Annotated in this window: 13 protein-coding genes and 1 riboswitch; of the genes, 2 read left to right on the top strand and 11 right to left on the bottom strand. The window is 58.8% G+C overall.

The window, feature by feature from the left end; translation table 11 throughout:
• Positions 1-10 precede the first annotated feature (10 nt).
• The gene (locus BN5935_RS06855) at positions 11-2,566 is read right to left on the bottom strand and encodes a fibronectin type III domain-containing protein (protein ID WP_082944049.1); all 2,556 of its coding nucleotides are present in this window, start codon (positions 2,564-2,566) and stop codon (positions 11-13) included.
• 420 nt (positions 2,567-2,986) lie between these two features.
• Between BN5935_RS06855 and BN5935_RS06860 the strand changes: the two genes are divergently transcribed.
• Together BN5935_RS06860 and BN5935_RS06865 are read left to right on the top strand one after the other, a co-directional pair.
• Positions 2,987-6,283 (top strand): SusC/RagA family TonB-linked outer membrane protein, encoded by a 3,297-nt coding sequence (locus BN5935_RS06860; RefSeq protein WP_064975455.1) that lies wholly within the window; start codon positions 2,987-2,989, stop codon positions 6,281-6,283.
• A gap of 13 nt (positions 6,284-6,296) precedes the next feature.
• Positions 6,297-8,069: a RagB/SusD family nutrient uptake outer membrane protein gene (locus tag BN5935_RS06865; RefSeq protein WP_064975456.1), complete on the top strand. Its 1,773-nt coding sequence runs from the start codon at positions 6,297-6,299 to the stop codon at positions 8,067-8,069.
• Positions 8,070-8,140: 71 nt separating this feature from the next.
• Here the strand turns inward: BN5935_RS06865 and BN5935_RS06870 are convergent, their stop codons facing one another.
• From BN5935_RS06870 to BN5935_RS06915, 10 genes are all read right to left on the bottom strand, one after another.
• Positions 8,141-11,404: a BACON domain-containing protein gene (locus tag BN5935_RS06870; RefSeq protein WP_064975457.1), complete on the bottom strand. Its 3,264-nt coding sequence runs from the start codon at positions 11,402-11,404 to the stop codon at positions 8,141-8,143.
• Positions 11,405-11,417: 13 nt separating this feature from the next.
• The gene (locus BN5935_RS06875) at positions 11,418-13,382 is read right to left on the bottom strand and encodes a calcineurin-like phosphoesterase C-terminal domain-containing protein (protein ID WP_064975458.1); all 1,965 of its coding nucleotides are present in this window, start codon (positions 13,380-13,382) and stop codon (positions 11,418-11,420) included.
• A 21-nt stretch (positions 13,383-13,403) separates the two neighbouring features.
• Positions 13,404-15,539: a DUF5689 domain-containing protein gene (locus BN5935_RS06880; protein ID WP_064975459.1), complete on the bottom strand. Its 2,136-nt coding sequence runs from the start codon at positions 15,537-15,539 to the stop codon at positions 13,404-13,406.
• Between the two features lie 19 nt (positions 15,540-15,558).
• Positions 15,559-17,034 (bottom strand): SusD/RagB family nutrient-binding outer membrane lipoprotein, encoded by a 1,476-nt coding sequence (locus tag BN5935_RS06885; protein WP_064975460.1) that lies wholly within the window; start codon positions 17,032-17,034, stop codon positions 15,559-15,561.
• A gap of 13 nt (positions 17,035-17,047) precedes the next feature.
• Positions 17,048-20,119, bottom strand: a complete 3,072-nt coding sequence (locus tag BN5935_RS06890) for a SusC/RagA family TonB-linked outer membrane protein (RefSeq protein WP_235821035.1) — start codon at positions 20,117-20,119, stop codon at positions 17,048-17,050.
• A gap of 250 nt (positions 20,120-20,369) precedes the next feature.
• Complete coding sequence (locus BN5935_RS06895) at positions 20,370-21,314, bottom strand: FecR family protein (RefSeq protein ID WP_064975462.1); 945 nt, start codon at positions 21,312-21,314, stop codon at positions 20,370-20,372.
• Positions 21,315-21,383: 69 nt separating this feature from the next.
• Positions 21,384-21,971: an RNA polymerase sigma-70 factor gene (locus tag BN5935_RS06900; protein WP_064975463.1), complete on the bottom strand. Its 588-nt coding sequence runs from the start codon at positions 21,969-21,971 to the stop codon at positions 21,384-21,386.
• Between the two features lie 123 nt (positions 21,972-22,094).
• Positions 22,095-23,240: an ABC transporter substrate-binding protein gene (locus tag BN5935_RS06905; RefSeq protein ID WP_064975464.1), complete on the bottom strand. Its 1,146-nt coding sequence runs from the start codon at positions 23,238-23,240 to the stop codon at positions 22,095-22,097.
• 124 nt (positions 23,241-23,364) lie between these two features.
• Positions 23,365-23,579, bottom strand: a riboswitch (cobalamin riboswitch).
• Positions 23,580-23,672: 93 nt separating this feature from the next.
• Complete coding sequence (locus BN5935_RS06910; protein WP_064975465.1) at positions 23,673-24,776, bottom strand: glycerophosphodiester phosphodiesterase; 1,104 nt, start codon at positions 24,774-24,776, stop codon at positions 23,673-23,675.
• A 5-nt stretch (positions 24,777-24,781) separates the two neighbouring features.
• Entirely contained in the window at positions 24,782-26,077 is a 1,296-nt protein-coding gene (locus BN5935_RS06915; RefSeq protein ID WP_064975466.1) for a ComEC/Rec2 family competence protein, read from the bottom strand.
• Positions 26,078-26,081: the final 4 nt, after the last annotated feature.

Here is a 26,081-nt window from a genome sequence, read left to right on the forward strand (position 1 = left end):
GATCGGTTGCTTATTTCTTTATCACTTTTATTTCGTCCAGCCACATGCGCTTCTCGATCGTGGCGATCGTAATCCGGCTTTCGGCGGTGGCGTTTTTGATGGTTACCGTGTGGTCGGTCCACGCGAAACGACCGTTGTTGTCACGTCCCGAATCGTCGTTGGTGAGGGTAATCTTCGTTGTCCCGTCTTCAAACGTTCCCCCCCCCGACAGACTAACCGTAAAATCCTTGCGGTCTTGGTTGCCGTAGATCGTGTAAACGCCGTCCACCGCCTTGGGTTCGGTGTAGGGGCAGGCCCGGAACGTCAGTACGATGTCTGCCGTTGCGGCTCCGAGTTTGGTCAGGTGCGGGAGTACGAGGCTTCCGGCGGCTGACCCGGTGCCGAACTTGAGGTGTCCGCAGACTTCGTAGATTTTTTTGCTGTTGGCTGTATCCCAGTCGCCGTCGCCCCAACGGGCTGCGAGGTAGTCATCATTGGCCTTGCCTATGGTGGCAAAGGTGTCGTCGGCATTTTTTGACGGCTCTCCGACGACTGTTGTGCCATCATTTGCGAAGACGCTGCCGGATATATTCATCGTGGCAGGGAGTTTCTGGGCTGCCGAAGAGGGGCAGACGCCGAATGCCGCGGCGATGGAATAGCCGCCCCACCAGAAGTCATCGAAATCCTTGTAGAGCAGGATCTCGCTGCCCAGCGTAGGCGTCGGGGAGGTTTTGCCTTCGCCGACGCCGAATTCGGAATCGGTGTAGATCCCTTCGCCGAGAATCTTCACACGGCAATAGTAGGTCTTGTCGGCTTGTAAGCCGCCGAAAACGAAACGGTTGTAGGGATAATTGGCATAAAAGCCTTGTCCTTTGATAGGTTCCTTGCACTCAACGGTGCGGATGGCATCGCCTGATGCCGTTTCGGCCAGTTCGAGGATGAATTTGCGCGGATATGTGTCGCCGCGGGGCCATTCGAACACCAGGAAGCCGCGTGAAGTCTCGTAAAGCGATACCTGCGGTGTGGGAATAGCTACCGGATCGAGCGTGCGGCAGGCGAGGAAGGCCGAATAGTCGGAATTGAATTCGGGTTTGGGCTGGCAGTTGGCCATTACACGGAACTTGTAGTCGGCGCTCGGGTTGAGCCCGTCGAACGTACATTGGTTGCCCGAAACAACTTCACTCTTCGCGGCAACGGATTCGTTGCTCGCTTCATAAAGTTCGGCGGTGTACGACGAGGCATCGTAATCCCGTTTCCATGTGAAGCTGAGCGATGACGGCGTTTGCTCGGTACAGTTCAGGTTCGTTGGGGTTTCGAGCTTGGAGGTAACCTCCACGGGTACCGCCTGTGAGACGTATACCCGGAAGTTGTCGATGAAGAACCTGTTGTTGCCGGCCTTGGTGCCGCTGATCTTGATGCGTGTCGCGCTGGTTGCGTCCGTAACCTTGAAGACGATGCTCTGCCATGTGCGTTTGGAATGGTCCTTCTCCAGCTGGGTCTCGGGCATCGAACCGGCGTTCTCAGCCGTAACTACGATGTCGTCCTGCTCGCCGTCCCAACGACAGTAGTCGAACTGAACGAAGATATTCTGCGGCTCGCTCAGTCCGAGGGCTTGGAAGTTCAGCGCCGGGGCCATGATCCAGCCTAGTGCCGATCCCGTGCCCATTTTGGGATAGCCCGGGTGTTCGTATACTTTCGACCCGGTCCATTCGGCAAGGCCGCGGTCGGCTGTGAACGCAGGGTTCATCCCGGCATTGAAAAAGTCTCCGCTGCCGTCCTGCCCCGCTGTTGCAACGGTCGTCGCCGGAGTGTCGGGAGTAACGTCCAGGCTTTGGTTGCCGGGGTACATGCCAGTTTTGTTGGCCACATAATCACCGCCCCAGATTAGCTTATCGAAGGTCATCTCGTAAATGATGTTCTCTGACGAAACGAAACTCCGGGTTTCCTGGATCACGGGCGTTTCCTGTGTGGAGAGCTTGATGGTTACGTTGATGTCGATATCGCCCATCGAACGCGGCGTGCCGCTCAGTGCCACGAGTACCTCGCCGTCGCCCTCCTGGAGTTTTTCACCCTCCACGGGTTCACACTTGATGCCGGGGGCGCCTTCGCCGTCGAGCTCTACCTCGACGTCCATCAGCTCGGTCCCCAGAGCCTTTTCATAGGGAATGGCGACATAGATGCCGGATATCTGCTCGCCTTCGAGCAGTGTGCCAAGCACATAGGCCTGTTTCATGGCGAAGATACCGTCGTCCTGATGAATGAAGACCTTCAGGTCGCGGCCCGCAGCGTGGATCAGGATTTCGCCCGTCCGCTTTTCACCCGTGTTCCGGTCGACGGTAACGTTTATATATTGGTAATTGTGTCCGTTGCCGACTCCTTGTGCAGGGTCTGTGTGAATCCAGTCGTCTTCGGTGGACAGATTCCAATTGCCGTCTGTACGGACCGTGAATGATTGGGTTGAAACGCTGTAAGCGAAATTGAGCTCGTCCGTATCCCGGGTCACGGAGACGTCAGGATCGTCTGAACAGCCGGGGGACAAGAGCACTGCCGCGACTAACGGCGCGAACAGAATAGACGCAAGTTTCATGTTTTTAAAGTTTTAAGGTCGGTAACAAGTTGGCACACCGCAACGGTTGTATCTGGCTGCGGGCGTCGCTGGTTTGTCGGATGGGTAAAACTTGCACAACAAAGGTAATTATTCTTTTTGTATATGCAAACTTTTGGAGTCTGATTTTTTATTTTTGTGTACTTTTTATTTCTTTTATTTGAAATGATGATTAAAAAAGAAAGTAAAAAGTTTGTTTTTAAGAATTAATATTTATATTTGCAAAAGCGAAAAAAACTTTTTTATGAACTTTATTATATATTAATGTATCGGAGCATGTAAGCTGAGGTTTGTCGCTGTTTGTTTGGGAAAACTTGCGTATTTCCTTCCGGGCCATGCCGTTTCGGAACCGATGGATGTCCCGAAAGGAGAATTAAACCAACCAACACAAACCTTTTTGAGATGAAACAATGTTCCTATGAAAACAAGCCGGGCGGGTATCTGACCGGTTGCGGAAGGCTCTTTCTGCTCCTGTTGTGTCTTTCGTTTTCGTTCTCTGCACTGGCCCGGACTTATGATCTGAAGGGTGTGGTGCGCAGCGAGGCGGGCGAACCTGTTCTTGGCGCGACGGTTGTCGTCGAAGGAACTCCGCGCGGAGTCACTACCGACGTGAACGGAGCCTTTACGATTGCCGTGGCCAGCGGCGAGACGCTTCTCGTCCAGTTCATTGGCTATGTGCCGCAGAAATTCCGCATCGAAAACCAGACGACGCTCAATGTGACGCTGAAGGAGGCGGCCAACCAGTTGGAGGAGGTCGTGGTCGTCGGCTACGGTACGCAGAAGAAACGCGATGTAGTGGGTGCCGTGGAGCAGGTCTCGGGCAAGATTTTCGAACAGCGTGCCAACCCCAGCCCCGTGCGGTCGCTGCAGGGGCAGGTTGCTGGTCTGAATATCTCTATGAACGATGGTAAGGCTTCACGCGGTGCGGACATCAAGATCCGTGGTGCCGTGAGCAGCATCGGTGCCGGAGGCAGCGCACTGGTGCTCGTGGATGGCGTGGAGGGCGACCTGACGGCCGTGAACCCTGATGATATCAAAAGTATCTCTGTCCTGAAAGATGCCTCTTCCACGGCAGTCTACGGTGCCCGCGGCGCCTTCGGCGTGGTGCTCGTTACCACGAAGGACCCTGTGAAAGGCAAGGTGCATATCAATTACAACGGTTCGTTCTCGATCCTGAACCGCACAGTCGAACCGGAACTCGAGACCAACGGACTGCGATGGTTCAACTCCTATATGGAGTCCTATGTCGGCTATTTCGAGAAGGAGCCCTCTTCGATCAACAATATCTTCCCCTACAATGCGGCATGGGCCGCTGAGCTGGCGCGGCGCGACGCCGATCCCTCGTTCGAAAAATGGCGTGTGAACTCCGACGGAGAGTATGAGTATTTCGGCAACACCGACTGGCACAAGGTCGTTTACCGTGATTATACTACCGGACACCAGCATAATCTGAGCGTTTCGGGCGGTACCGATGTGGCGAATTACTATCTGTCGGGGCGTTTCTTCGAGCAGAAGGATATCTACAATGCCGGTGACGGTAAATTCAAGCAGTACAACGTGCGTGCAAAGGGTAGTCTGAAGCTGTTCAAGTGGATGCGTATCGAGAACAGTACCGATTTCGTCCGTCGCACCAACCGGCAGCCACGCGTGAGTGCCACGTTCGAGAACCGTCTGCTTACGATCAACCGGATGCTCGAGCATCAGGGCTACCCCGTGGCTCTGGTCAAGAACCCTGACGGAACGTGGACCAATACCGCGGCTTACATCGGCTGGGCTGGTTTCGTGGAGGGCGATACCTACCAGGACAATTTCAAGTTCGATATGAAGAACACGACGGCCCTGACCATCGATATCATCAAGGACGTGCTTACGTTCAAGGGTGATTTCACCTACCTTTACAACCACTCCGAACAGGACCGCGTCAACAACCAGCACTCCTATTCGAACGGGCCGGGTATGACGGGTGTCCGCGAGGAGTACAGCGACTATGAGAACCGGACCTACAATACGAACTATTATGCGACCAACGCCACGCTGACCTATTCGCCCCGGCTGGGCGACAACCACTCGCTGACGATGCTGGCCGGCTGGAACGTCGAGGAAAAACAGTATATGAAGACGTTGGCTTATCGGACGGGGTTGCTTGACTCCTCGAAGCCCAACTTCTCGCTGATGGACGGTACGGACATCACGCTGAAGGACAACGGCAGCTACGAATGGGGTTTTGCCGGAGCGTTCTTCCGTGTGAACTACGGTTACAAGGGCAAATACCTTGTCGAAGTGAGCGGTCGTTATGACGGTTCGTCGAAATTCCCCAGCAATCAGGTGTGGGGCTTCTTCCCCTCGGCCTCGGCCGGCTGGCGTATCTCGGAAGAGGGATTTATGGAAGGAGCCCGCACATGGCTCGACAACCTGAAGCTGCGTTTCTCGATCGGCAGCGCCGGAAACGGTGCCGTAGACCCCTACAAGTATCTTTCTATCATGTCGATCAACAAGAGTTCGGTGCTGATGGATGGTTCGTATTTCTCCTATACGGCCGCTCCGGGCATGCAGCCCAAGAGCCTGACCTGGGAAACCGCGACGACCTATGACATGGGTCTCGATCTGGATATGTTCAACGGGCGTTTTAACTTTACGGCCGACATCTACCGCCGTGTGACGACCGATATGTTCACTCCGGGCAAAGAGATTCCTGCCGTTGCCGGTTACACGGCTCCGCGCGGTAACTACGCCAGCATGCGGACTGACGGTTGGGAGTTGAGCGTTGGCTGGCGTGACAGCTTCAAGGCCGGTGACAAGGATTTCAACTACAATGTAAAGGTCTCCGTCTGGGATAACCTGAGCAAGATCACCAAGTATACCAGCAAGAAAGGCTTGCTTCCGACACTTTACGAGAATAACTACTACGAGGGCATGACCATCGGCGAGATCTGGGGTTACCATGTGCTGGGACTCTTCGCCACGGACGCCGAGGCGGCTGACTGGGGCCCCCGGCAGACGGCGAGTTTTACGAACAACAACAGCGAGACCTATCGGGCCGGTGACCTGAAATTTGCCGATCTGGACGATTCCGGCGCTGTGAACAATGGCGACGGTACCATCTACAATCACGGCGACCTGCGCAAGATCGGCAATACGACGCCGCGCTATTGCTACGGAATCAATGTGGGCTTCAACTGGAATGGTATCGGTCTGAGCATGTTCTGGCAGGGTGTCGGCAAGCGCGACTGGTTCCCGGCCAAGGAATCGTCCTACTTCTGGGGACAATATGGTCGTTCATACGGTTTCGCATTACCGTGGCAGGACGAGAACCATCGCTGGACAGAGGAGAACCAGAACTCGAAGGCCTATTGGCCCCGCATGCGTGGTTACATCGCAGAGAAGGCTAAAGGTATCATGTCCACGTCGAACGACCGTTATATTCAGGATGCCTCGTACATCCGCCTGAAGAACCTGACGGTGGATTACACCTTTCCGAAGAAAATTTCACGGAAGATCGGCATGGAATCCCTCAAAATCTATTTCTCGGGTGATAACCTGCTGACCTTTACGCCGCTGAAAAAGTATGCCAAGAACTTCGACCCGGAGGTGATCGGTTCCGGCGACCAGGACTTCTCGTCCTCTGCGGGCAAGGAGGGCGACGGTTACGGCTATCCTATGATGCGGAGTTTCACCCTCGGAATCAACCTCACTTTCTAAATCGGATACGACCATGAAAAACTATAAGACCATATCATTGCTGGCGCTGCTGACACTCGGATTCGCATCGTGCACCAACTTTTTCGAGCGTGAGCCCTTCTCCCAGGTGGGGGCCGATACGTTCTTCCGTTCGGAGAAGGATGTGGTGCTCTACGTCAACGGCCTGCTGCAAAAGAACATGCCCGGCTATGCTACGCTGACCTACGGGGACCAGTACTCTGATCTGATGGCCGTCAACAGTACCTCGGACTTCCTCAAAACGGCGTGGAGTCCCGAGAAACAGACCGGATGGGAAACCAGCGACTGGGCCAATATCTACAATGTTAACTATTTCCTTTCGCGTCTTTACGAGGCGGCTTCGGCTGTGGGCGACGATACCAGGATGAAGCATTACGAGGGTGTGGGGCGTTTCTGGCGTGCCTGGCTCTATTACGCCAAGGTGCAGACCTTCGGCCCGGTGCCCTGGTACGACAAACCCATCGATCCCGAGGATGAGGCGGCGCTTTACAAGGGGCGTGACAGCCGGGAGTTCGTCATGGACAAAATACTGGAAGATCTAGATTTTGCCACAACCTATTGTTTGTCGGACAAGGCGTATGTGAACAATTCGCAGATCAATCGTTGGGTGGCCCTGGCTTTCAAGGCCCGTGTCTGCCTCTACGAAGGGACCTACCGCAAGTACCACACGGAACTGGGGCTGGGATCGTCGGCCGACAAATGGCTCCGGGAGGCTGTTTCGGCCTGCGAAACGTTGATGAACGAGAGTCCCTATTCGCTTGTGCACAGCCCGGCCAATCTGAAGACCCAGTGGCGCAAACTCTTCACCAGCCAGGAGATCGATTATCAGGAGGTCATTCTCGCCAATGAGTTCAGCGAAGACCTGCTCCGGTTCCATTCCGCAACCTGGAAATTCACTTCGGGTTCCTATGGCGCGCGCTGGTCGCTTTCGAAAGCCTTTGTGAATACCTATCTGATGCTCGATGGGTCGCGTTTTACCGACCATACCGACTATAACAAGACGGAATTCACCGAGGAGGTCAAGAGTCGCGATTACCGCCTGATGCAGTCGGTCATCACGCCCGGCTATTCGAAGAAGGTCGCTGGAGTGGACACTCAGAAAGCTCCCGATTTCTCGCTGACGCTCACGGGGTATCAGGTTATCAAGTGGACACTCGATGACGATAAGTACGAAGGGACCAACAACAGCACCAATTCGCTGCCGGTGTTCCGCTTCGCCGAGGTGTTGCTCAACTATGCGGAGGCGAAAGCCGAACTGGGAGAGTTCGGGGAGACGGAGTGGAATCAGACGATCAAACTGCTGCGCGAGCGGGCGGGAGTCAGCGGGAAGATACCCTTGGCTGCTGATCCTTATCTGATCGAATATTACGCTAACCAGACCACCGACAAATGGATTCTCGAGATCCGCCGTGAACGGGCTGTCGAGATGCTGCTCGAGAACCTGCGCTACGAGGACCTTATGCGCTGGAAGTTGGGCGGTCTGCTCGAAAAGGAATGGACCGGTATCTATATTCCCGAAAAGGAGAAGGCCTATGACTTGAATGGCGACGGTATCAACGACGTCTGCGTCACGGACGGCAAGCCCGGTACGGAAAAGGGCGTATTCTACATCGATCTGAGCAAGGGCCAGTATACGCTCGATAAAGACAATTGTCTGGTCTACAACGAAACCCGTATGTGGGCTGATCGCAAGTATTTGCATCCTATTCCCAAGACGGCTTGTGTCATCAACCCCGCTTTGGGGCAGAACGACGGTTGGGAGGAATGATTTTCAGTTGAATAATTATAAAAAAGGTCCTGCACGGTTTCCGTGCGGGACCTTTTTGTGTTGCGTACCCGTTATTTGGTCACGCGGAAGCTGTTGAGCCAGAACTGCTGGGTCACGCCGTCGACCTTCACGCAGGCCAGACGGATCTGTGTGGTCTCATCGGCGCCGTAGACCGTCAGTGTCTTGGTCTCCCAGCCGCTGAAATCCGAACCGTTTCCTCCCGTTGTGGCGTTGGCCATGAATCCGTCGAGCTGCACGGTGGTCTCCGTCTCGTTTTCGGTCGCCGAGAAAGAACCGGCTCCGCTGATCTTGAAATAAACGCTCTTCTTATTGGCGGCGTTGCCCGTGAGCTGCGCTTCGACGGTGATGTCCGCCGGAGTCGCTCCCAGCGCCGTCAGGGGTTGCGTGGTGATACCGGCCTCTGTTGTGCTGGATTTTCCGAATTGGAGGCAGAAATATTTGGCATAAATACTTCCGTCGAATACCGCCCAGTTGTCCTTATAGGCGGGTAGCTTGTTGGCCCAGTCCACGGAGGTGTTTACCCAATCGAATGTATCCTCGAAGACCACCGTGACGGGCTTCACGCTGCCCGGGACGACCTCGATGTCGTCCACTTCGTAGCGGGCCTTGCCGCTTTTTTCCGTGCCGTCGACCGTCGCATAGATAATCAGGCGGTCGGTCGGCTTGACGGCAGGCACTTCGAACGATACGTCGGTCCACGTCTGCGGAGTCGCCGATACGGGCGCTTCGTCGGCCGTGAAGGAGATATTCGTCGTCAGCGTATAGGCGTCCGCATAGCTTTTGAGGTTGGCGTCGGTGACGTTCTCCGGCACGATGCCGACCCGGATGACAGCCTTGTCGATCGTGAACGTCGAGCCGTCGGCGCTGGGCTCGTTCCAGTTGCCGAGGCGGAACGAGATGCGCACGTCGGTGGCTTCGTTCAATCCGCTCAGTTGCGGGGTCACGAGGAACCCGGCCTTGCTGCTGGTTCCCAGCTTGATGTACCCCGGATACTCGTAGGCGCGAAGTCCGTACCAGCCGCTCACCCCGCGGTCGGCCCGGAAGGCGTCGCTGTGGGTGTTGAAGACGTCGGACGAACCACCCGTGTTGGCATTGGTCAGGGCATCCGCTTTCGCTTCGGGAGCGACGGTGCCGCTGACGCTCGTCGGACGCAGGCCGTATGCCTTGAGCATATGGTCGCCGCACCATTTCAGCCGGTCGAAGTGCATCGAAACCAGTGCGCCCGGCGTGGCGGTCTGCGCGGCGGTCGTGCGGCTTTCGAGGAAGACGTAGGGCGAATCCTCCACGCCGTCGGTGGTGCTGATCGTCCGCACGGCCAGTTGGTAGGCCGTCGAGGGTTCGAGGCCGCCGAAGGTGAAGATCGGGGTGGGGAATTTCGCATCCAGTGTGAATTCAGGCGACTGCTGGACGGGTTCGCCCTCCTTGTCGGTGAACAGCGCCGCTTGGTACTTGTGCGTCGCCTCGGCGGGCTCGTCCCAACCGAAGGTCAGCACGGTGGCCGACGCATCGAGTTCCGTGAGATTGAGGGGCGACGGGGCGTACTGGATCATCTCGCCGCTCTGCTTTACGTCGAGCGTTGCGATCACCTCGCCGTCGATCAGGAATTCGACCGTTGCGGGGCGTTCCACTCCCGTCTGGTTGCGTTCGGCGGTGATCGTCACCGTCGAGGTTCCCGCGTCGCCACCCTCGGGTGCGAACGACAGCCATGCGGCTTCGCTGCGGACGCTCCATGCGGCGTTGGCCGTCACCTTCACCGGCTTGCCTTCGCCTGCGGTGACGAATTCGAGCGATCCGGGGTCGGTCGTGAGCTCGGGCTCGAAGTCGCCGGGTTTCTCGGTGATGTAGATCAGCCGGAAGCGGTCGATGAACCAGCGGTTGTTGGCCTCGATCGTCGAGCCGATATAAATCTGCGTGGCCGCAGTGGCCCCGAAGATTTCGAATTCGTGGATGGTCCATTCGTTCCAACTGCCGACGCTGAAGACCTGTTCGGTGCTCGATGCGTTGCCGATCGTGCCGCCTCCGAGGACGCGGATGCACAACTGGTCGTTGTCGGGTTTGTTGTTCAGTGTCCAGCCGGCCAGCGTCAGTTCGACGGTGACGTCCTTGGCCTCGCTGCCGACGGCTTCCATTTTGGGCGAGAAGAGTCCCGCGCCGCCGTTGGCCCAGCCGCTCTTGAGGAATCCGGTTGCGCTGGCCGAGCCTGCCGAACGCGGATAGGAGGTCGCACGGCCCGATTCGATCGTCCAGCCGTTGGTCGAAGAGGGATAGCTGCTCCAGTTGTCGATGCGCGTGCCGTCGGAGCCCGTCCATGCGTCGCTCTTCACATAGGAGGCGTTATTGGCCCACGAGAAATCGTCCTCCCAGAGCACGGTCTTGATGTAGTTGACGACATCCTCGAGGAACGTGATCGTCTCGCCCGTTCCGTCGCCCTCTTCGAGCGCGGGATCGTCGATGCGGTAGCCTGCCGAGGCGCTTTCGAAGCGGAAAAAGACCGCCGGGCAATCCTCCTTGATGAAGAACGGTATGCGTACCATGCTCCATTTGCCGGCTTCTGCGGCCGAGGCGGGCAGCGTGTACTCCACGGGGGTCCACTGCGCGCGGTCTTGGCTGATGTAGAGCTTGAGGTCGTCGGCGGAGGGTGCTTTCACGTCGTTACTTACGCCGAACGAGAAGATGAAGTTGTAGTCGCCCTTGGTGGCGATGCCGCCCAGCGTAAGCCATCCGTCGTCGCCGAAAAGGACGTTGTTGCCGCCCGACGCCCCGTCGTAGGTCGTCGAGGGCGAACCGGCGTCGAGGGTGGCGTTCTGGCCGTCGTAGTAGGTCTCGTCGACGCCCATGCCGCGCAGGTTCCAGCCCTCGAACTCCGCGACGGAGGCGCCTGCGCCCCCGGTGCCGAAGTCGTCGCCGTAGAAGTAGACCCGCTCGCCGATGCCTGCCTGCGAGAGCGTCACGGTCGTCGAGACGTTGCGGTTGGTGACGAGTTTCAGTTCGGCCGAACGGGCATTGCCGTCGTTGCGCTGCACGGTGACCGTGAGGTCCGCGCTGCCGTTGCCGGCCTCCCGGGCAAGGGTGAACCAAGGCTCCTCGAGCCCGGTTCCCTTGTCGTAGGTGACCATCCAGTAGGTGTTCGATTGGATGTGGATGACCACCTCCTCGCCGTTGTAGGTCAGGCCGCGCGCGTTGGCGCTGTAATAGGAGGCGTCGGTCTCCAGATAGACGTCGCTGAGCGACTTGTCGTCGTCGGCGCAGGCGCCGAGCATGGCCGGCAGCAACACGGCGACGAGGCCCGACAGGTATGTTTGCAGTTTTTTCATCGTTCACTCTCTTTTACAGGTTCTCGATCTGCGCGGCGAACTCCTTGGGGCGCGACATCGTTTCGGAGTACTTGTTGTCGAAACGGTCGGTCACCTCGATCGTGAGCGTCGATGTGGCGCTCGAGGCGTTCACTGCGAACAGGTGGTAGTTGTTGCTCGATGTCAGCACCTCGGTGTAGGTGTTGTTCGAGTTTTTGTAGACGCGCGTGGCGTCGTAGGCATAGGTGTGCAGCGGGTCCTTCATGTAGACGCGCGTGGGGTTGAGCTCCACGCCGTTCTCCTTGACCGAAACCTTCCATTCGGGGTCCCAGCCCCAGATGTTGATGTAGACCACGTTGTTGCCCACGTTGACGTAGTCGTTGCGGTCGGGGTAGTAGCGGATCATGTTGCGGATGACCGAGTTGTTGGCGAAGAAGGTCTTGACGTTGTTCATGTCGTAGGTCCGCAACTGGAAGTCGCGCGCCTCGCCGTAACCCTTGTAGTACCATTCGAGGTCGGTGTCCCGGAACTCGTAGACGCCCATGCCGCCCGGCGCGCCGTCCTTGCAGATGTGGCCGTTGCTGTAATAGCCCGTCCACCACCACGTCGCGCACGAGCCGCCCGTGTTGTGCTCCATCAGCTCCTCGCGGACCTTCATCGTCGTGTTGTTGTGGGTGTGCCCCGAGATGATGTGTACGTCCGTGAATTCGGTGAGCAGTTGGTCGAGCACCGTCGAGTGTCCGTAGGCCATCGACGGGGTGATCTCGAGCGACGAGTTGTAGTAGAACACCTGACAGTGGGTACCGATCACCAGCGGGGCGCTCTTGTCCCTGACGGTCGCCAGATCGGCTTTCAGCCACGCGAGTTCCATCTCCGTGAAGGCGGAGTTGTAGGAGTGGTCGCCCGGCGTCCGGGTCGAGGCGTCGGCTCCGGCGTTGAGGTAGACCGTGTTGTCGAGCATGATGAAGTGCGCCTTGCCGATGTTGAACGAATAGTAGGTCGGCCCGAGGTTGTCCTTGTAGGGCTGTTCGGCGGTGTAGTCGTCCTTGGCATACTCGTCGTTGTCGTGGTTGCCCGGGACGTGGTAGATCAGGGTCGGGATGGCCGAGTCCTTGAGCGTGTTGACGTAGTCGCCCAGGTTGTACTTGTTCGAATTCCAGTAGAGGTCGAACGTCATGTCGCCCATGTTGAGGATGTAGACCCTCTTCGATGCGTTGGCGACGTAGTTCTTCACCTCGGGCAGCATCAGGTCCTTGTATTGGGCGATGTCGCCCAGCCGGTTGGCCAGATGGATGTCGGCCAACACCAGCAGGTCGAAATCATCCTGCCCCGGGGCTTCGACCAACTCGAAGTCGACCTGTTCGCACGCCTCCTCGCCGGGGGTCACCGGACCCCAGATCAGGGGTACGGAGTTCTCGGACTGGGGTTCGTAGCCCGAGGGTACGCTCATGAAGACGTAGCCGTGGTGCTTCTTCGAGGCGAGGTAGTAGCAGCCCGTGTCGTCGGTCGTGGTGACGACCTCGCCGTCGGAGACGACCACGCCCGCGACGGGCAGCGAGCCGCAGAAGACCACGCCTTTGACGTTCATGCCCTCCTTGTCGGGAATCTCGATGTCGAGACTGCGGCGGAATTTGAGGATACCCAGCACCTGACTCTCCCGGCCGCGGTGTACGACGAGGCGGTAGGAGCCTGTCGGGATGTCCTGCGGCACGGCGAAGGTGACATAGGCATGGTCGACCGCCTTGAGCGTGAGCGGGATTTCCGCACCCGTGGCGATGTCGGCCAGTGCGAGCGCATCTCCCTCGGAGAATCCCTTGCCCTGAATGGTCAGCTCCTTGGTGGTCGAGGTGTAGAAGGTCGATCCGGGGACCAGTTGGTCGGTGATGAGCCGGTTTGCCTGAGCCGTGTTGACCGTCGTGTCGTCGCTGCATCCGGCCGTCAGGAGCACCAGCGCGGAGAGGAGCGTTGCAATCCGGTATCTGAATTTATGGTTGTTCATGTTCGTTTCTTTTTGAGGTTCTTATATCTCGGCGATCTGCCAGAAGCTGATGCGCGGGGCGCCGCCCTTGGCGACGGTCGTGCTCTCCGTCGAACTGCCGTTCACCATGCCGTTGCCGGCGTTCCAGTTGCGGGTAACCCGGAAGCGGATCGTGAACTTCTGCTTGTTCTTCATCTCGTCGGGAAGTTTGAGGATGAACTGCTGGAGCTGGTGGCACGAGTACCAGTCGGGCGAGATGATCTCGCCGATCTTGGTGTACGAGGCCAGCGGGCCGTTCTCCTCCTCGCCCCACTCGACGTCGAAATACATCGGGCCGGTCTGCGAACTGGCGATGGCGAAGGTGAGGTAGAGGTCTTTCGACGCGCTGGGCGTGAAGTCGTTGACGTGGAAGACCCAGCATTCGCCCTTGTAGCCCTCGGGGGCGTCGGTGCGGTTCATCGTCGAGGCGGTGCAGTCCCAGAAATACTGGCACGAGACGCAGGCGAAGATGTTGAAGTTGCCGGTGCTGTTGGACAGCGCCGGGGAAACGCTCTGCGAACCGTCGCCCTTGATGGTCACCGTGGCCGGGGCCATACGGGCGTAGCCCCATCCCCAGTCCATCGAGATGCCGCCGGCGCCCATCTGGATCGCCGACCACATGGTCGTGGTGAGCTGGCCGCTGCCCACGCGCGGCGTCAGTTTGTCGTAGGTGTTGATGTCGCCGAAGGGCCCGAACTGGATCAGCGTCTTGGACATGCGCGTCGAGGCGTCGGTCGAGACCTGATTGTCCTCGTGCTGGCGCAGGCGGATGATGTAGACCTCGCCCGTCGACTGCTTGTAATACTTGGTGACGATGCCCGTCAGCGGACCCGAACCCTCGGGAACGAGCGCCGCGAAGCGGTCGAGGAACCATGTCGTCGTGTAGAGCTTGCAGGTGTTGCCCTCCTCGTCGCGCAGCAGGTGGCCGTAGAAGTCGTTGCCGTCGCAGAAGGGCATCGCCGTGGCGTTGTAGGCGATCGTCGCGTAGGAGGGCGTCGACTGCGTGTAGCGTTCGTCGATGTTGCAGTAGGTGCCGGCGGGCTGTACGAACTCGACCTTTTTGAGCGTCACGAGCGTGTTCTCGTAGTCGGCGAGTTCGGAGATGCTCTCCAGCTCGACGGGGGCGATGCCCGTTCCCTCGTCGTCGCGTTCGAAGACCGAGTTCGACGTGAAGGCCGCCACCTTGAGCGAACGGGTCGTCGCGTCGGTGACTAACTGCTGGCCCAGCAGGTGGACCTTCAGGTGTTCGTTCATCCGGTAGGTGTTGTCGTTGGTCGAGGCGAACTCGAAGAGCAGGCCGCGGCGGCTGTCGTCCTGAAGCGTCATGACGTTGAGGTCGAAATTGCGCTTCTCGCGGTTGCTCGTCACGCAGCCCTCGACCCAGACGTTGTCGGTGATCTTGCCCGCATTGGCATAGCGGGCGATGGCGTCGGCGATGGTCAGCTTTTCCCCGTTGTTGGGGTCCTGCGCCGTGTTGAACTGCACGATTGTCAGGTCGGCGTAGAGTTTCTCCAGATTGGTGCCGATGGCTTGGAAGCGGACCACGCCCGTGCGTTCGTCGCCCGTGTTGGGCGAGACGATCAGCTCCTGCGCGTCGCCGGTCGCGTCGCCGAAGGTGATCCACCCGGCGGCGCTCTCCAGCGTCAGGGGCTTCCAGCCGATGTTGGCTTTCAGCGGGACGGTGATCGTGCCGCCCTTCGAGGCGGCGGTGATGTGGTCGGAGCCCATGTCGAGGGCGATCGACGGCTCGGTGCCCGACTGCGCGACCTCGAAGGACTTGACGACCTTGCCGCCGATGACGACGTTGACCGAGCTGTAACGCGTGTAGGCTCCCTCGTTGGCCGAGACAGTGACCGTGAAGCGGCCGCTGTCGTCGCCCTCGTTGGGCCAGATGTCGATCCACTCCTCGTCGCCCGTGTAGGCGGGTTCGATGACCCACGGGCCCATGTTCGAATACATCTCGACGGTCAGCGAACCGCCGTTGACCGTGTAGGAGAGCGACTCGATCTCCTCGCCGAAGTAGAGGTACGGAGCGTCGGTGTCCTCGTCCGAGGTGCATCCCGCCGCCAGCAGCGCAAAGGCGCCCAGAAGCCCGGCGAGACGGTATTTCGTATGCGATATGATTCGTTCGATATTCATGTTTCGGTGTTTTTCGGGATTACTGCTTGCGCGCCCACCAGAGCCGGGTCTTCATGTTGTCGGGACCTTGGTTGGCGATCGCCTTGAGGTAGTTTTCGTGGTTGGTGTCCACCGTGGTCACCGGGTAGATGAAGCGCGTGGGAAGCACGCCGTCGTTGGCCGTGCCCTTGCCGATCTTGAGGTTGGGGTAGCCCGTGCGGCGGTACTCGTGCCACGCCTCATAACCCACCCAGAAGAGGGCGATGTACTTCTGGTTGAGGATCTGCTCCAGCGTGTTGTCGAAGGCGACGATCTCCATGAAGGCGTTCTTCTGCGCCTGCGTGATCTCGTAGGTGGGCGAGGGGTTGATCTCGTCCCAGTAGTCGATCGACGCCAGTACGGCCTGCTCGTAATACTGCTGCGCCGCGGCGCTGCCGCCCGGGATCATGCCGCGGAACGCCGCCTCGGAGAGGATGAACAGCACCTCGTCGTAGCGCATGAACGCATAGGGCGAAGTGTAGTCGCCCAGCACGTCCTTGTTCAGGTAGGCGCAGTTGGTGGCGTTGGTCTCCGTGGTGGGGTAGCCGCTGACCAGTCCCGTCCATTCGTTGTTCTGCTGGACGGCGTAGATGCCCAGACGCGGGTCGTTGATGTTGTTCATCATGTTGACCAGATGTTCGGCCATGCGGTGCGAGTTCGAGGTGAAGCTTTGCAGCGTCATGGTGCCGAAGTGCCCGATGAAGGGGTCGACGTTGGTGTAGAACAGCGCCGCGTTGTCGGCATTCGACGCCATGACGGGGTAGAGCGTGGGGTTCGCGACGATCTCGCGGAGCTTTTCGTCCACGCCCGTCTCCGCGTCGCGGTTCTGCAGCCGCATCAGCAGCCGCATGTAGAGCGAGTTGGTGAATTTGCGCCACTTGGCGATGTCGCCGGCGTACATCAGGTCCTTGTTCGGGTAGCGCAGCGCCCGCGAGGAGTCGTAGAGCGAATTGGCCCGTTCGAGGTCAGCGAAAAGCTGGGTGTAGACCTCCTTCTGGGTGTCGAATTTGGGTTTGAGGACGTTGTTGCGCCCCTGAAAAGCCTCGCTGAAGGGGATGTCGCCGTAGATGTCCGTCCAGTTCGAGACGAACAGCGCGCGCATCGTCAGGGCGATGGCCTCCGAATTGGCGTCCTCGTTCTTCACGGCCTGCTCGATCATGTGGTCTGCGTTGGCCGCCCAGCGGGCGAGGTGGTTCCATGTGCCGCTGTTGTAGCTGTCGCGGATCATGTAGCGGTGGACGTTCTCGGTGTACATCTGCACGGTGTACTGGACCAGCTCGTTGTTGAGCAGCCATGTGCGGTAGACCATGCCGTCGGCTCCCGTGAAGAGGATGTGTTCCAGCAGGTTGAGCGGATGGATGTCGCCCATCTCCATCTGGTTCTGGTTGGTGTTGTACTCGTCGAAATTCGAGGTGCAGCCGCCCGCGAGCAGGCCCGCCGCACAGATCGTCAGAGCGTATCGTAGTATGTTTTTCATAGCCGGGTCGGTTTTAGAAGTCCAGTTTCAGGTTTATGCCGTAGGTACGGGTCATCGGATAGGCACCGGCTTCGATACCGCGCGAAATGGACGATCCCACGGCGTAACCCGCTTCGGGGTCGTAGAGCGGGAAGTTCGTCCAGCAGAAGAGGTTGGTGGCGTAGACGCCGATGGTGATGCCTTGGAAAACCCGGGTCTTGGTGCAGAGGTGCCGCGGCAGCGAATACTCCAGCCGCAGCTCCTTGAGCTTGAGAAACGAGGTGTCGAAGACGTTCTCCTCGGCGTTCTCGCGGGCGTAGACGTAGTTGGTGTAGTGGTCGACGATGTCGGTCGTGATGGTGGTGTTCTTCGAATAGGTGCCGTTCTCGTTGAGGTTCACGCCCGGGACGATCATGCCGGCGTAACGCCCTTTGAGCGAGTTCTTCAGCTTGCCCTGATAGGCCAGCGCGAAGTGGGTCATCGAATAGGTCCTGCCGCCCCATTGGGCGCTGAACGACATGCCCAGCCGGAAGCCCTTGTAGGAGAGCGAATGGCTCATGCCGGCCGTCCAGTCGGGGTAGATGCTCCCCAAGTCGAGGAGTTCGTCCTCGGTCGAGGTGAGCCGTGCGCTGCCGGTCTCGGCGTCGACGACGATCTGGTTCGAGCAGTCGACATAGGAGCCGTCCGCATCGACGTAGAACGCCCCCTCGGGAGCCCGCTCGTAGCCGCGGCCGTAGAGCCGTCCCAGCTCGGTGCCGGGATAGGCGCGGATGTAGATGTTGCCGCCGACGGTGATGTTGGGGTTGAGGTTCCACATCGCCACGCCGTCGGCCAGCTCGACCAGCTTGTTCCAGTTCTTGGACCAGTTGGCGCTGATCGTCCATTCGAAATCCTTGGTCTTGACGGGCTGGAAGCGCGCCGAGATTTCGACGCCGCGGTTGCGGACGCAGCCGGCGTTGACGACGACCGACGTGGCCCCGACGGCCTGGTCGATCGGCACGGTGATGATCTGGTCAGTGGTCTCGCTGTGGTAGTAGGCCACGTCGAAATTGAGGCGGCTCTTGAAGAACTTGCCCTCGAGGCCCACCTCCCAGCTCTCGACGTTCTCGGGCTTGAGGTAGTAGTTCTGGATTTCGCTGCTCAGGTAGTACGAGCTGGGGAAGCTGCCGTTGGAGTAGACCGAGACCAGTTTGTTGGGCGAGGTGTCGTTACCCACGTTGGCCCACGAGCCGCGGACTTTCAGCAGGTCGACCCACGGGGCGTGTTCCTTGAAATCGAACACCTGATCGAGCAGCACGCTGGCCGAGACCGAGGGGTAGAAATAGGAGTTGTAGCCCGGCGCGAGCGTCGACGACCAGTCGTTGCGGCCCGTGATGTCGAGATAGACCATGTCGCGCCATCCCAGCGACAGGAAGCCGTAGAACGAGTTGATCGACTTGGTGTAGCGGTAGGAGCGGTAGACGGGCGAACTGATCGAGTTGGCCATCTTGTAGACGTTCTTTTCCAGCAGACCGTCGGCCGTCTGGGAGTAGATGTTGCGGCGTTTCCAGAGCATGTTGTTGCCGCCGAACGAGGCCCGCATGTCGAAGTCGCCCAGTTTGCGCGTGTAGGAGAGCAGGAAGTCGCTGTTGACCTCGAGCGACGTGACCGTCTGCTCCTTGTAGTAGCCGTAAGGGTAGCCGTTCGAGTACCACGGCTTGCGCTGGGTGCGGAACTCGTTGTTGAAGTCCATGCCGGTGCGCAGGTCGAGGGTCAGCCCCTTCATGAGGTTGATGTTCAGGGCCATGTTGCCGAACACGCGGTCGCGGTTGAGGGTGTTGAGCTGCTCGTAGACCTGCATGTAGACGTTGTCGGCATAGGTCGAGTTGATCAACAACTGGGGCGTGCCCTCCTCGTACATCCGGTCGATGCGGCCGTAGGCGTATTCGCGGTAGTAGGACGAGACGTCGACCACGTTGGGGTTCCAGATCAGGGTGTAGAGCGGCGAGGCGGCGCTGTAGCCCGACATGGGCATGTTGTCTGAATTTTTGCGGTAGTAGGTTACCTTGCCCGTCATGCGGAGCCACTTGTTGAGCTGGCTGGTGATCGACATGTTGAAATTCTGGCTGTCGTAACCCGTGTTGGGAACGATCCAGTTGTTGCGCGAATCCTTCACCGAGAAACGGGCCGAGGTGCCTTTGCCGTTGTTGTAGGAGAAGGCGATGCTGTTGTTGTAGGTGACGCCCGTGTCGAAGAAGCCCTTATACCAGTCGCGGTACTCCCACGGCAGACGCCGGTACATATCCGTATCCCAGTCGCGCGACTCGTACTGGTAGAACTGCTGTCCGTCGAACTTGGCGCCGAAGGCCACGCGCGAATAGATGCGCCCGGTGCTGGCGATGCCGTCTTCGGCGTTGGCTGCCGGAACGCTCCAGTAGTTGTATTTGCGCTGCTGGTCGAGGTTCGAGCTGTTGCCGTTGCCGGCGCCGTACTCGCTCTGGAAGTCGGGCCAGAAGCCGGCTTTCTCGAACGTCACCGAGGAGTTGAACGAGATGCCCAGACCCGGGGTCTGGCGGCCCGACTTGGTGGTGATGACGATGGCGCCGTTGGCCGCGCGCGAACCGTAAAGGGCCGTCGCCGCGGGGCCTTTGAGCACCGAGACCGACTCGATGTCCTCGGGGTTGAGGTCGCTGGCGCCGTTGCCGTAGTCGATCGGGGCGGTGGTGTTGAAAGCCTGCGAACCCGAACTCGACGACTCCATGTCGCTCGAAATGGGCACGCCGTCGATGACGAACAGCGCCGTGTTGTTGTCGTGGGTGAGCGACGACTCGCCCCGCGTGTCGAGCACCTTGCCGTTGATCCGCGTCGGTTTGGAGGCGTCGCGTTGGACGACCGAAAGGTAGATGTTCTGCTGGTAGACCCTGTATCGGGTGTCCGTCCCCGCGACCAGTCGGTCCAGCACCGTGGTCAGCGGCTTGTTGGTGACGTCGATCGTGAGGGTGCGCTTGATGTCGACCCCTTTGTCTACGATGAAATAGTAATTGATTTGTTTCTCGATCTCATTCATAACCTGCTCCATGCGGACGTCGTGCAGCTTGATCGTCAGCTTGGGATTCTGGGCCAGCACTTCCCCCCCCCGGGCGGAAAAACAGGAGCAGCTTATGAGTAAAATTTTAAACAGGCATTTAATTTGCTGAATAAAAATTTTATTCATAAATTTGTCAATTAGTGGTTGTTAGGATTGGTTCGAATTCTATTGGCCGCGGTGCCTGCGGGTGGTTGCAACGCCTGCGGGCTTTTTTATGCGGCATGCCGAAGGTCAACTGTCGTTCATAGGCATCTCGGTTTTTAAGGTTTTATTCAGGATCGTTTTGGATTCACCGGATGGTGATCGTGCCGTTGTCCGCCTGATCGTATTCGAACGGGGTGATCTTTTGCAGCGCCCGCAGGGCGTAGTCCAGTCCCATGGCGACGGGAATCTTGCCGCGGATGATGTCCAGCCGGGGGCTCGCCGTCTTTTCGACGACGATCTTCACGCCGTAGAGACTTTCGAGCCGTTCGATGATCTCCCCGAAATTATGCCCCGCAAGGTTGAATATCCCCTCCGGCCAGAGGTAGTCGTCGCTGTTGTCGATGCTCCGCAGGGCGAGGCGGTCGCCGCTGAGGCTGACGAAATCGTTGGTGTTCATCACGATCTCGTCGCCCCGGGTGAGCTTGTTGGTGACCCGGAGTTTTCCCCGCAGCAGCGCCGTGGAGAAATCGCGGGAGGTTTCGTCGGCCGCGACGTTGAATTTCGTGCCCAGCACCTCGACGTCGCAGGCGAAGGTCTCGACGACGAACGGGTGCGCGGCGTCGTGGTCCACGTCGAACATCGCCTCGCCCGAGAGTTTCACCCGGCGGGTCTTGCCGAAACGCACGGGGTAGTCCAGCCGGGCCCCGGCATTGAGGCAGACGGTCGTGCCGTCCTGCAGCGTGACGTCCACCCGCTGTCCGGCAGGGGCGGCGATCGAGAGATACTGTTTGGCGGTGTTTTCGATGACCACGCTCCGGGAGGCGTACCAGCTCCCGGCGATCAGCAGCAGCGCGGCTGCGGCCTGCATGCAGCGGCGCACAGCCGGCAGGCGGAGCCATTGCGGGCGCGCAACGGGTATCGGCCGGCTGACGGGGCGGGGTGCGTTGACGAGGGTGGTATTGTGGACGAACCACAGGGCGTTCAGCTCCTGTTGGTGTTCGGGATCGGCTTGCAGCCAATCCACGACGGCCTGTTCCTCCGCATCCGAGGTCCGGCCGTCGATATATTTGTATAACAACTCTTTCTCCATACATCCATAAGGTGCGTGGGCGCGCCGGATGGACACGAAAAAAAGGCGGTTCGGGTTAAATAAATTTTATTAAAAACGCATCTCGCTGAGAAACAGCGCAATCAGCCAGACCGGAAGATAGTCTTTCAGGGCCTCCCGCATGATGCCCAGCGCCCGCTGGATGGCGGCTTTGACGTTGCGGACGCTGATGCCTGTGGCGTCGGCGATTTCCTGATAGGTCCTGCCTTCGAAACGGCTGGCGACGAATATTCCCCGCATCGGTTCGGGCATGCGGCCGATCTCCTCCTGCACGATCGCGGCGACCTCCGAGGCGAAGAGCTGTCCGGGATCGCAGGCCTCCAGCGCCGCGATGCGGGCCTGAATGCTGTGGTAAGCCGTCGTGTGGATTTTCTGCCGGATGTTCAGCCGGTTCTTCTCGTTGCGCAGCCACTCCAGACAGCCGTGCTTCACGGCGCCCAGCACATAGGCGGGGACGCTGGCGCTGATGTTCAGTTCCGCGCGGTGTTCCCAGAAGTAGAGGAAACTGTCGGTCACGATATCTTCCGCCACCATGCCGTCGCGGACGTATGATTGTGCGATACGGATGAAACGCGGCTTGTAATCAGCGTACAGGCCGTCGAAAAATTCGCGGGTGATATGTCGGACCGGGGGCGTCATTCGGGCATATGATTATCCAAAGATATAATTTTTATCCGCATGAAAAAAATCATTTTGCAAAGTGCAAAGAGAAAAGCCGGCCGAAATACTCGGTCGGCCCTTTCGGTTTGAAGCGCGCTGCGGTTATTCGAGCCGCTGGTAATAGTACAGCTCCCGGTCGTCGTCGGCCAGCACTTCGGGGTGCATGATGGCGATCAGGTCGTGCAGGACGACATCGGGGCGCACGACGCCCGATTCCCAGTAGTCGTTGCCGCCCGCGGCGTTGAGCCGTTTGTTGCAGTTGTAGACGGCGCCGGTCTGCACGCACCGCGTTCCGGCGAATTTCGGGTATTGCGATTTCAGTTCGCCGAGCGACGATGCGCCGCCCGCATTAAGCCACATGTCGGCCTGTGCGGTGAGCAGGTAGGCTTCCTCGAGGTCGATCGGCTGCGAGCGGTTCGAGGTGTTTTTCCTGTAAATATAATCCCCGCCTGCGTCGGCTATGAGCCGGGCGACGTAACTTTCGGTCGAGGCCATGAACCACGATCCGGCATAGGGCGTGTTTATCATCACCTTGGGATCGGGAGCCGTGGCCGATGCGACCCGTTTTTTGAGCGCATTGTAGCGTTCGGGAATCGGAGTGAAAACGGCTTCGCCTTTTGTCCGGCTGTCGGTGATCTCCGAGACGGCGACCAGCCATTCGGCCTTGCCGAGTGGCGACTCCTCGAGGTATTCGCCGATGTAGACGAACGGGATTCCCATTTCGCGCAGTTTCGGCTCCATGCCGCTGGCGCCGCTCACGCCGAACAGCAGCACGAGGTCGGGCCTCTGCGCGAGCAGCAGTTCGTAGTCCACATTGCCGTCAAAGCCCACGTCGGCTACCGCGTCGGGGTGTGCCGTGACATAGGCGTTGGTGATGTAGTCCCGGCCGGAAACCCCGACCACGCGGTCGGCCTGTCCCAAGGCGTCGAGCATGGCGATGTAGGTCGAAGACATGCAGACGATGCGTTTCGCCCCGGCTTCGACGCTCTGTCCCGTGAATCCGGCCGGGGGCGTTTCGCCGTTGCGGGCGATGAAGAGCATCGTTTCGGCGTTCTCGGCGCCCTGCCACGGGTTGAAGACTTTCAGCAGGGTGCTCTGCCGCCCTTCGGCGCCGACGATCTCGAAGCCGGAGGCATGCGACGGGGCGTAGAGCGTCTGTGTGAAATCTTTCAGGTCGGCCGTCTGCGATCCGCAGGCCGCGGCCAAGGCCGCCAGAAGCGGCACGAGGAATTTCAGGAGTCTTTTCATTATGCGCTGGGGCAATAGTTCGCTTGGTCAAATCATGGATTCTACAGCCACCATGCAACGAGACGGAATGAAAGCGTGCTTTACATCTGTTGTCCATCCGGGCCCGTTCTCCGCAGGCTGCGAAACCAATCGGTCATGCAAGGCAGGTCTTCTGACTCGTTCCGGTTTCGACGCCTTCCCGGTTATCCGCCAGTGGCTGAAGATTGTCGATCCCTCGTGTGCCCGTTTCCGGACAGGAACTTACAGCAGCGGGAACTGTTGCCGACTTTCACGGCATTCCCTTTTAATCGGTCGGAGGCTGTGGGCCCTCTTGTCGAACCTTTGCGCGGCAAAGATAGTAAAATTTGGAATCCGAAGCGGAAAATGCCGGGAATTTAAAATGAGAAAGCCTCGTAATCGTAGAATTACGGGGCTTTCTCAATACAAGACATATCAGAATCGGACGATGCGAACGGAGATGTCCGTTATCCGGAAGTCGTCTGATGGGGCGGTGATCCCGAATGCAGGGACAGTGTCGAAGATCAGCAACTGGTGGCGGGTATGGCGCGGAGCGTCTGCCGTCGGCAACACGAAGGTCTGGTTTGCGAGCGTGACCGTGGCTGAGCCGCTCCATTTCAGATTGAGATAGATTGCGCCGAACTCGATCTTTCCGGCTGCGATGCTTTCGGCTGCGATTTTTGCCGTATCCCGGCCTGCCGACAGGTAGAGCGTTTCGCCCTTGCCCCGGAAATCCGGAGCGAGCAGGTCGGTCGATACATAGTCGATGCCGGCGTTGTTGATCCGGTCGAAATGTTCGAAATCGTCGGCGTGGGATTCGGTTTCGAGTCCGTCGGCCTTGGCCCGTGATACATGGCTGAAATACTCTTCCTCCCCGAACCGCGTCGCACTGATCGCCATGATGGTGCCTCCGAGCGATGCGATGTGTTCGTAGGTGCTCTGGTAGAGGATGCCCATGAGCGGGATGTCCCGGATGCCCATTTCAAGGCGGATGTGGTCGTTGGCGTCGTTGTTTGAGGTGACGATGTAGCCTCCGCGGCCGAATACCCGGTCGGCAATGGCTATCAGCCGCGGATAGACCCAGTCGGGGGTGACTTTTTTCGGCTCGATGAACGTGCGCAGCCCGCAGTTGCGGCACTCGGTGCAGAACTCTTCGAGGGTGAGCACCCGGGTTCGGTATTCGGGCCGTGCAGCTTTGAGGAGAAAACTGTCGCGGAGCTCCGCATAGCTAATGTCCGAGACAGCAACTTCTTCGGGCACGGGGCGGCCGTCGTTGTAGGTGAATGTGCGTGTCAGATTGGCGTCGTGGACGGCCACGAGTATGCTGTCGGAGGTCCAACGGACGTCGGTCTCGATGCAGTCGAACCCGGCCCGTGCGGCGAGTTGGATGGCCTCGCGTGAGTTCTCGCCCGACAGGGTACAGTGCATGGTCGCACCCCGGTGGGCTATGAAATGCCGTCCGGTTTCCGTCGGGGTTCCGGAGCATCCTGCCGCGATCCACGACAGCAGGAGTAATATCGACAGCCTGCTTTTTAGCATGACTGTTATTTTGAATTGTACGGGCCGTGGATGGACGCCACCTTGTATTCGAAGTCGGTGTCGTCGAGCATGTAGACATAGTATTCCGCACCGCCCGGGGCGACCCGCACGACGATGTGCCCGTTGTACCCGGCGACGTTTTTGTAAAGCGCTGCGTTCTCGGTAAGGGCCTCCGGGTGTATGTTGGTACTGAAGATATCCTTGGTCCAAGCATAGGGGTGGGTGGCGAAACTGCCGTTGACGATGGAGGTCAGCAGGGGAATGTCCGGCTGCTTTTTGTAGAAAGCCTGATTGATGATCACCCGCGGTGAAAATTCACAGTTCTGCATCTGGCTGCCCCAGGCGTTGTTGCTCAAGTGGTGGTGTGCCTTGAACACCTCGAGGCCTCCCTTGGGAATGAAGTCGCGGTAATAGTAGGCTACCCGGTTCTGGGGGCCGGAAGTGAGGTCGCCGCAGGCGATGTAGTCGAATTTTCCGTAGCTCAGGTGGAATCCGCAGGATGCAGGATTACCCTTGCCTGCATTGGCGTTGATGACAGCGCCCTTTCCGGTGGAGGAATCGAGGTTCCAGACATAGCCGTTGGCTACGATGTTGAAGATGCGGAAATCGGGATACTTGCTTTTGTCCTTCAGGAGCGTAATCTGTTCTTCGCCTGTGCGAAACCGGTCGGCTGTCATGCCCTTGTTCGCTACGGCCCACTTGACGAACACCTGCCAGTCGCCGGCGAGTTCCCCATCCATCTCGGGGATGGTCGTGTCTTCATTGTAGTCGGGATAGCCCATGTCCAGCACCCGGCCGAACGGAACCTCGCCGTAAAGAGCCATGAGTCCGGCGAGACGGTAACCGTTCGGCGAGGTCTCCGTGGCGGCGGCCGAACTGCCGATGTGGTCTATGTGGAAATGCGACGGTGCACACCAGTCGATGGCCGAACTGCCTTCCGGCAGGAAATGGCGGATGTATTTCGCGTCCACGATATACGGACGTGTCGCGGCATCCGGTTTCTGCGGAACTTCCGTGCCGTCCGTTACGACGACCTCCCCGGCATCGACCAGCAGCGTCGTGCCGTCGGGAAGGATGTAGAAGGCGCACTCTCCGCGACCGCTGTTGATGAAATGGATGTCGAGGCATCCGTCAGTCCATTTCGGGAGCGGTTCGCCCACTTTCGCTTCCGATATCACCTCTTCCTGCGGAGGAACCTTGTTGTTCAGGTCGTCCTCCCAAGGCATTTTCGTTCGTTCTTCACTGCATGCTATGGATGTGAAGGACGCGAGCGTACATAAGGTAATGATAGTCTTATTCATGTCT

Origin of the sequence: Alistipes provencensis (genome assembly GCF_900083545.1) — a bacterium.
GTDB classification, from domain to species: domain Bacteria; phylum Bacteroidota; class Bacteroidia; order Bacteroidales; family Rikenellaceae; genus Alistipes; species Alistipes provencensis.

Bases quoted from the DNA above. Each gene is read 5' to 3' on its own strand.
- BN5935_RS06855 (WP_082944049.1), bottom strand. From the start codon at position 2,566: ATGAAACTTGCGTCTATTCTGTTCGCGCCGTTAGTCGCGGCAGTGCTC.
- BN5935_RS06860 (WP_064975455.1), top strand. From the start codon at position 2,987: ATGAAACAATGTTCCTATGAAAACAAGCCGGGCGGGTATCTGACCGGT.
- BN5935_RS06865 (WP_064975456.1), top strand. From the start codon at position 6,297: ATGAAAAACTATAAGACCATATCATTGCTGGCGCTGCTGACACTCGGA.
- BN5935_RS06870 (WP_064975457.1), bottom strand. From the start codon at position 11,404: ATGAAAAAACTGCAAACATACCTGTCGGGCCTCGTCGCCGTGTTGCTG.
- BN5935_RS06875 (WP_064975458.1), bottom strand. From the start codon at position 13,382: ATGAACAACCATAAATTCAGATACCGGATTGCAACGCTCCTCTCCGCG.
- BN5935_RS06880 (WP_064975459.1), bottom strand. From the start codon at position 15,539: ATGAATATCGAACGAATCATATCGCATACGAAATACCGTCTCGCCGGG.
- BN5935_RS06885 (WP_064975460.1), bottom strand. From the start codon at position 17,034: ATGAAAAACATACTACGATACGCTCTGACGATCTGTGCGGCGGGCCTG.
- BN5935_RS06895 (WP_064975462.1), bottom strand. From the start codon at position 21,314: ATGGAGAAAGAGTTGTTATACAAATATATCGACGGCCGGACCTCGGAT.
- BN5935_RS06900 (WP_064975463.1), bottom strand. From the start codon at position 21,971: ATGACGCCCCCGGTCCGACATATCACCCGCGAATTTTTCGACGGCCTG.
- BN5935_RS06905 (WP_064975464.1), bottom strand. From the start codon at position 23,240: ATGAAAAGACTCCTGAAATTCCTCGTGCCGCTTCTGGCGGCCTTGGCC.
- BN5935_RS06910 (WP_064975465.1), bottom strand. From the start codon at position 24,776: ATGCTAAAAAGCAGGCTGTCGATATTACTCCTGCTGTCGTGGATCGCG.
- BN5935_RS06915 (WP_064975466.1), bottom strand. From the start codon at position 26,077: ATGAATAAGACTATCATTACCTTATGTACGCTCGCGTCCTTCACATCC.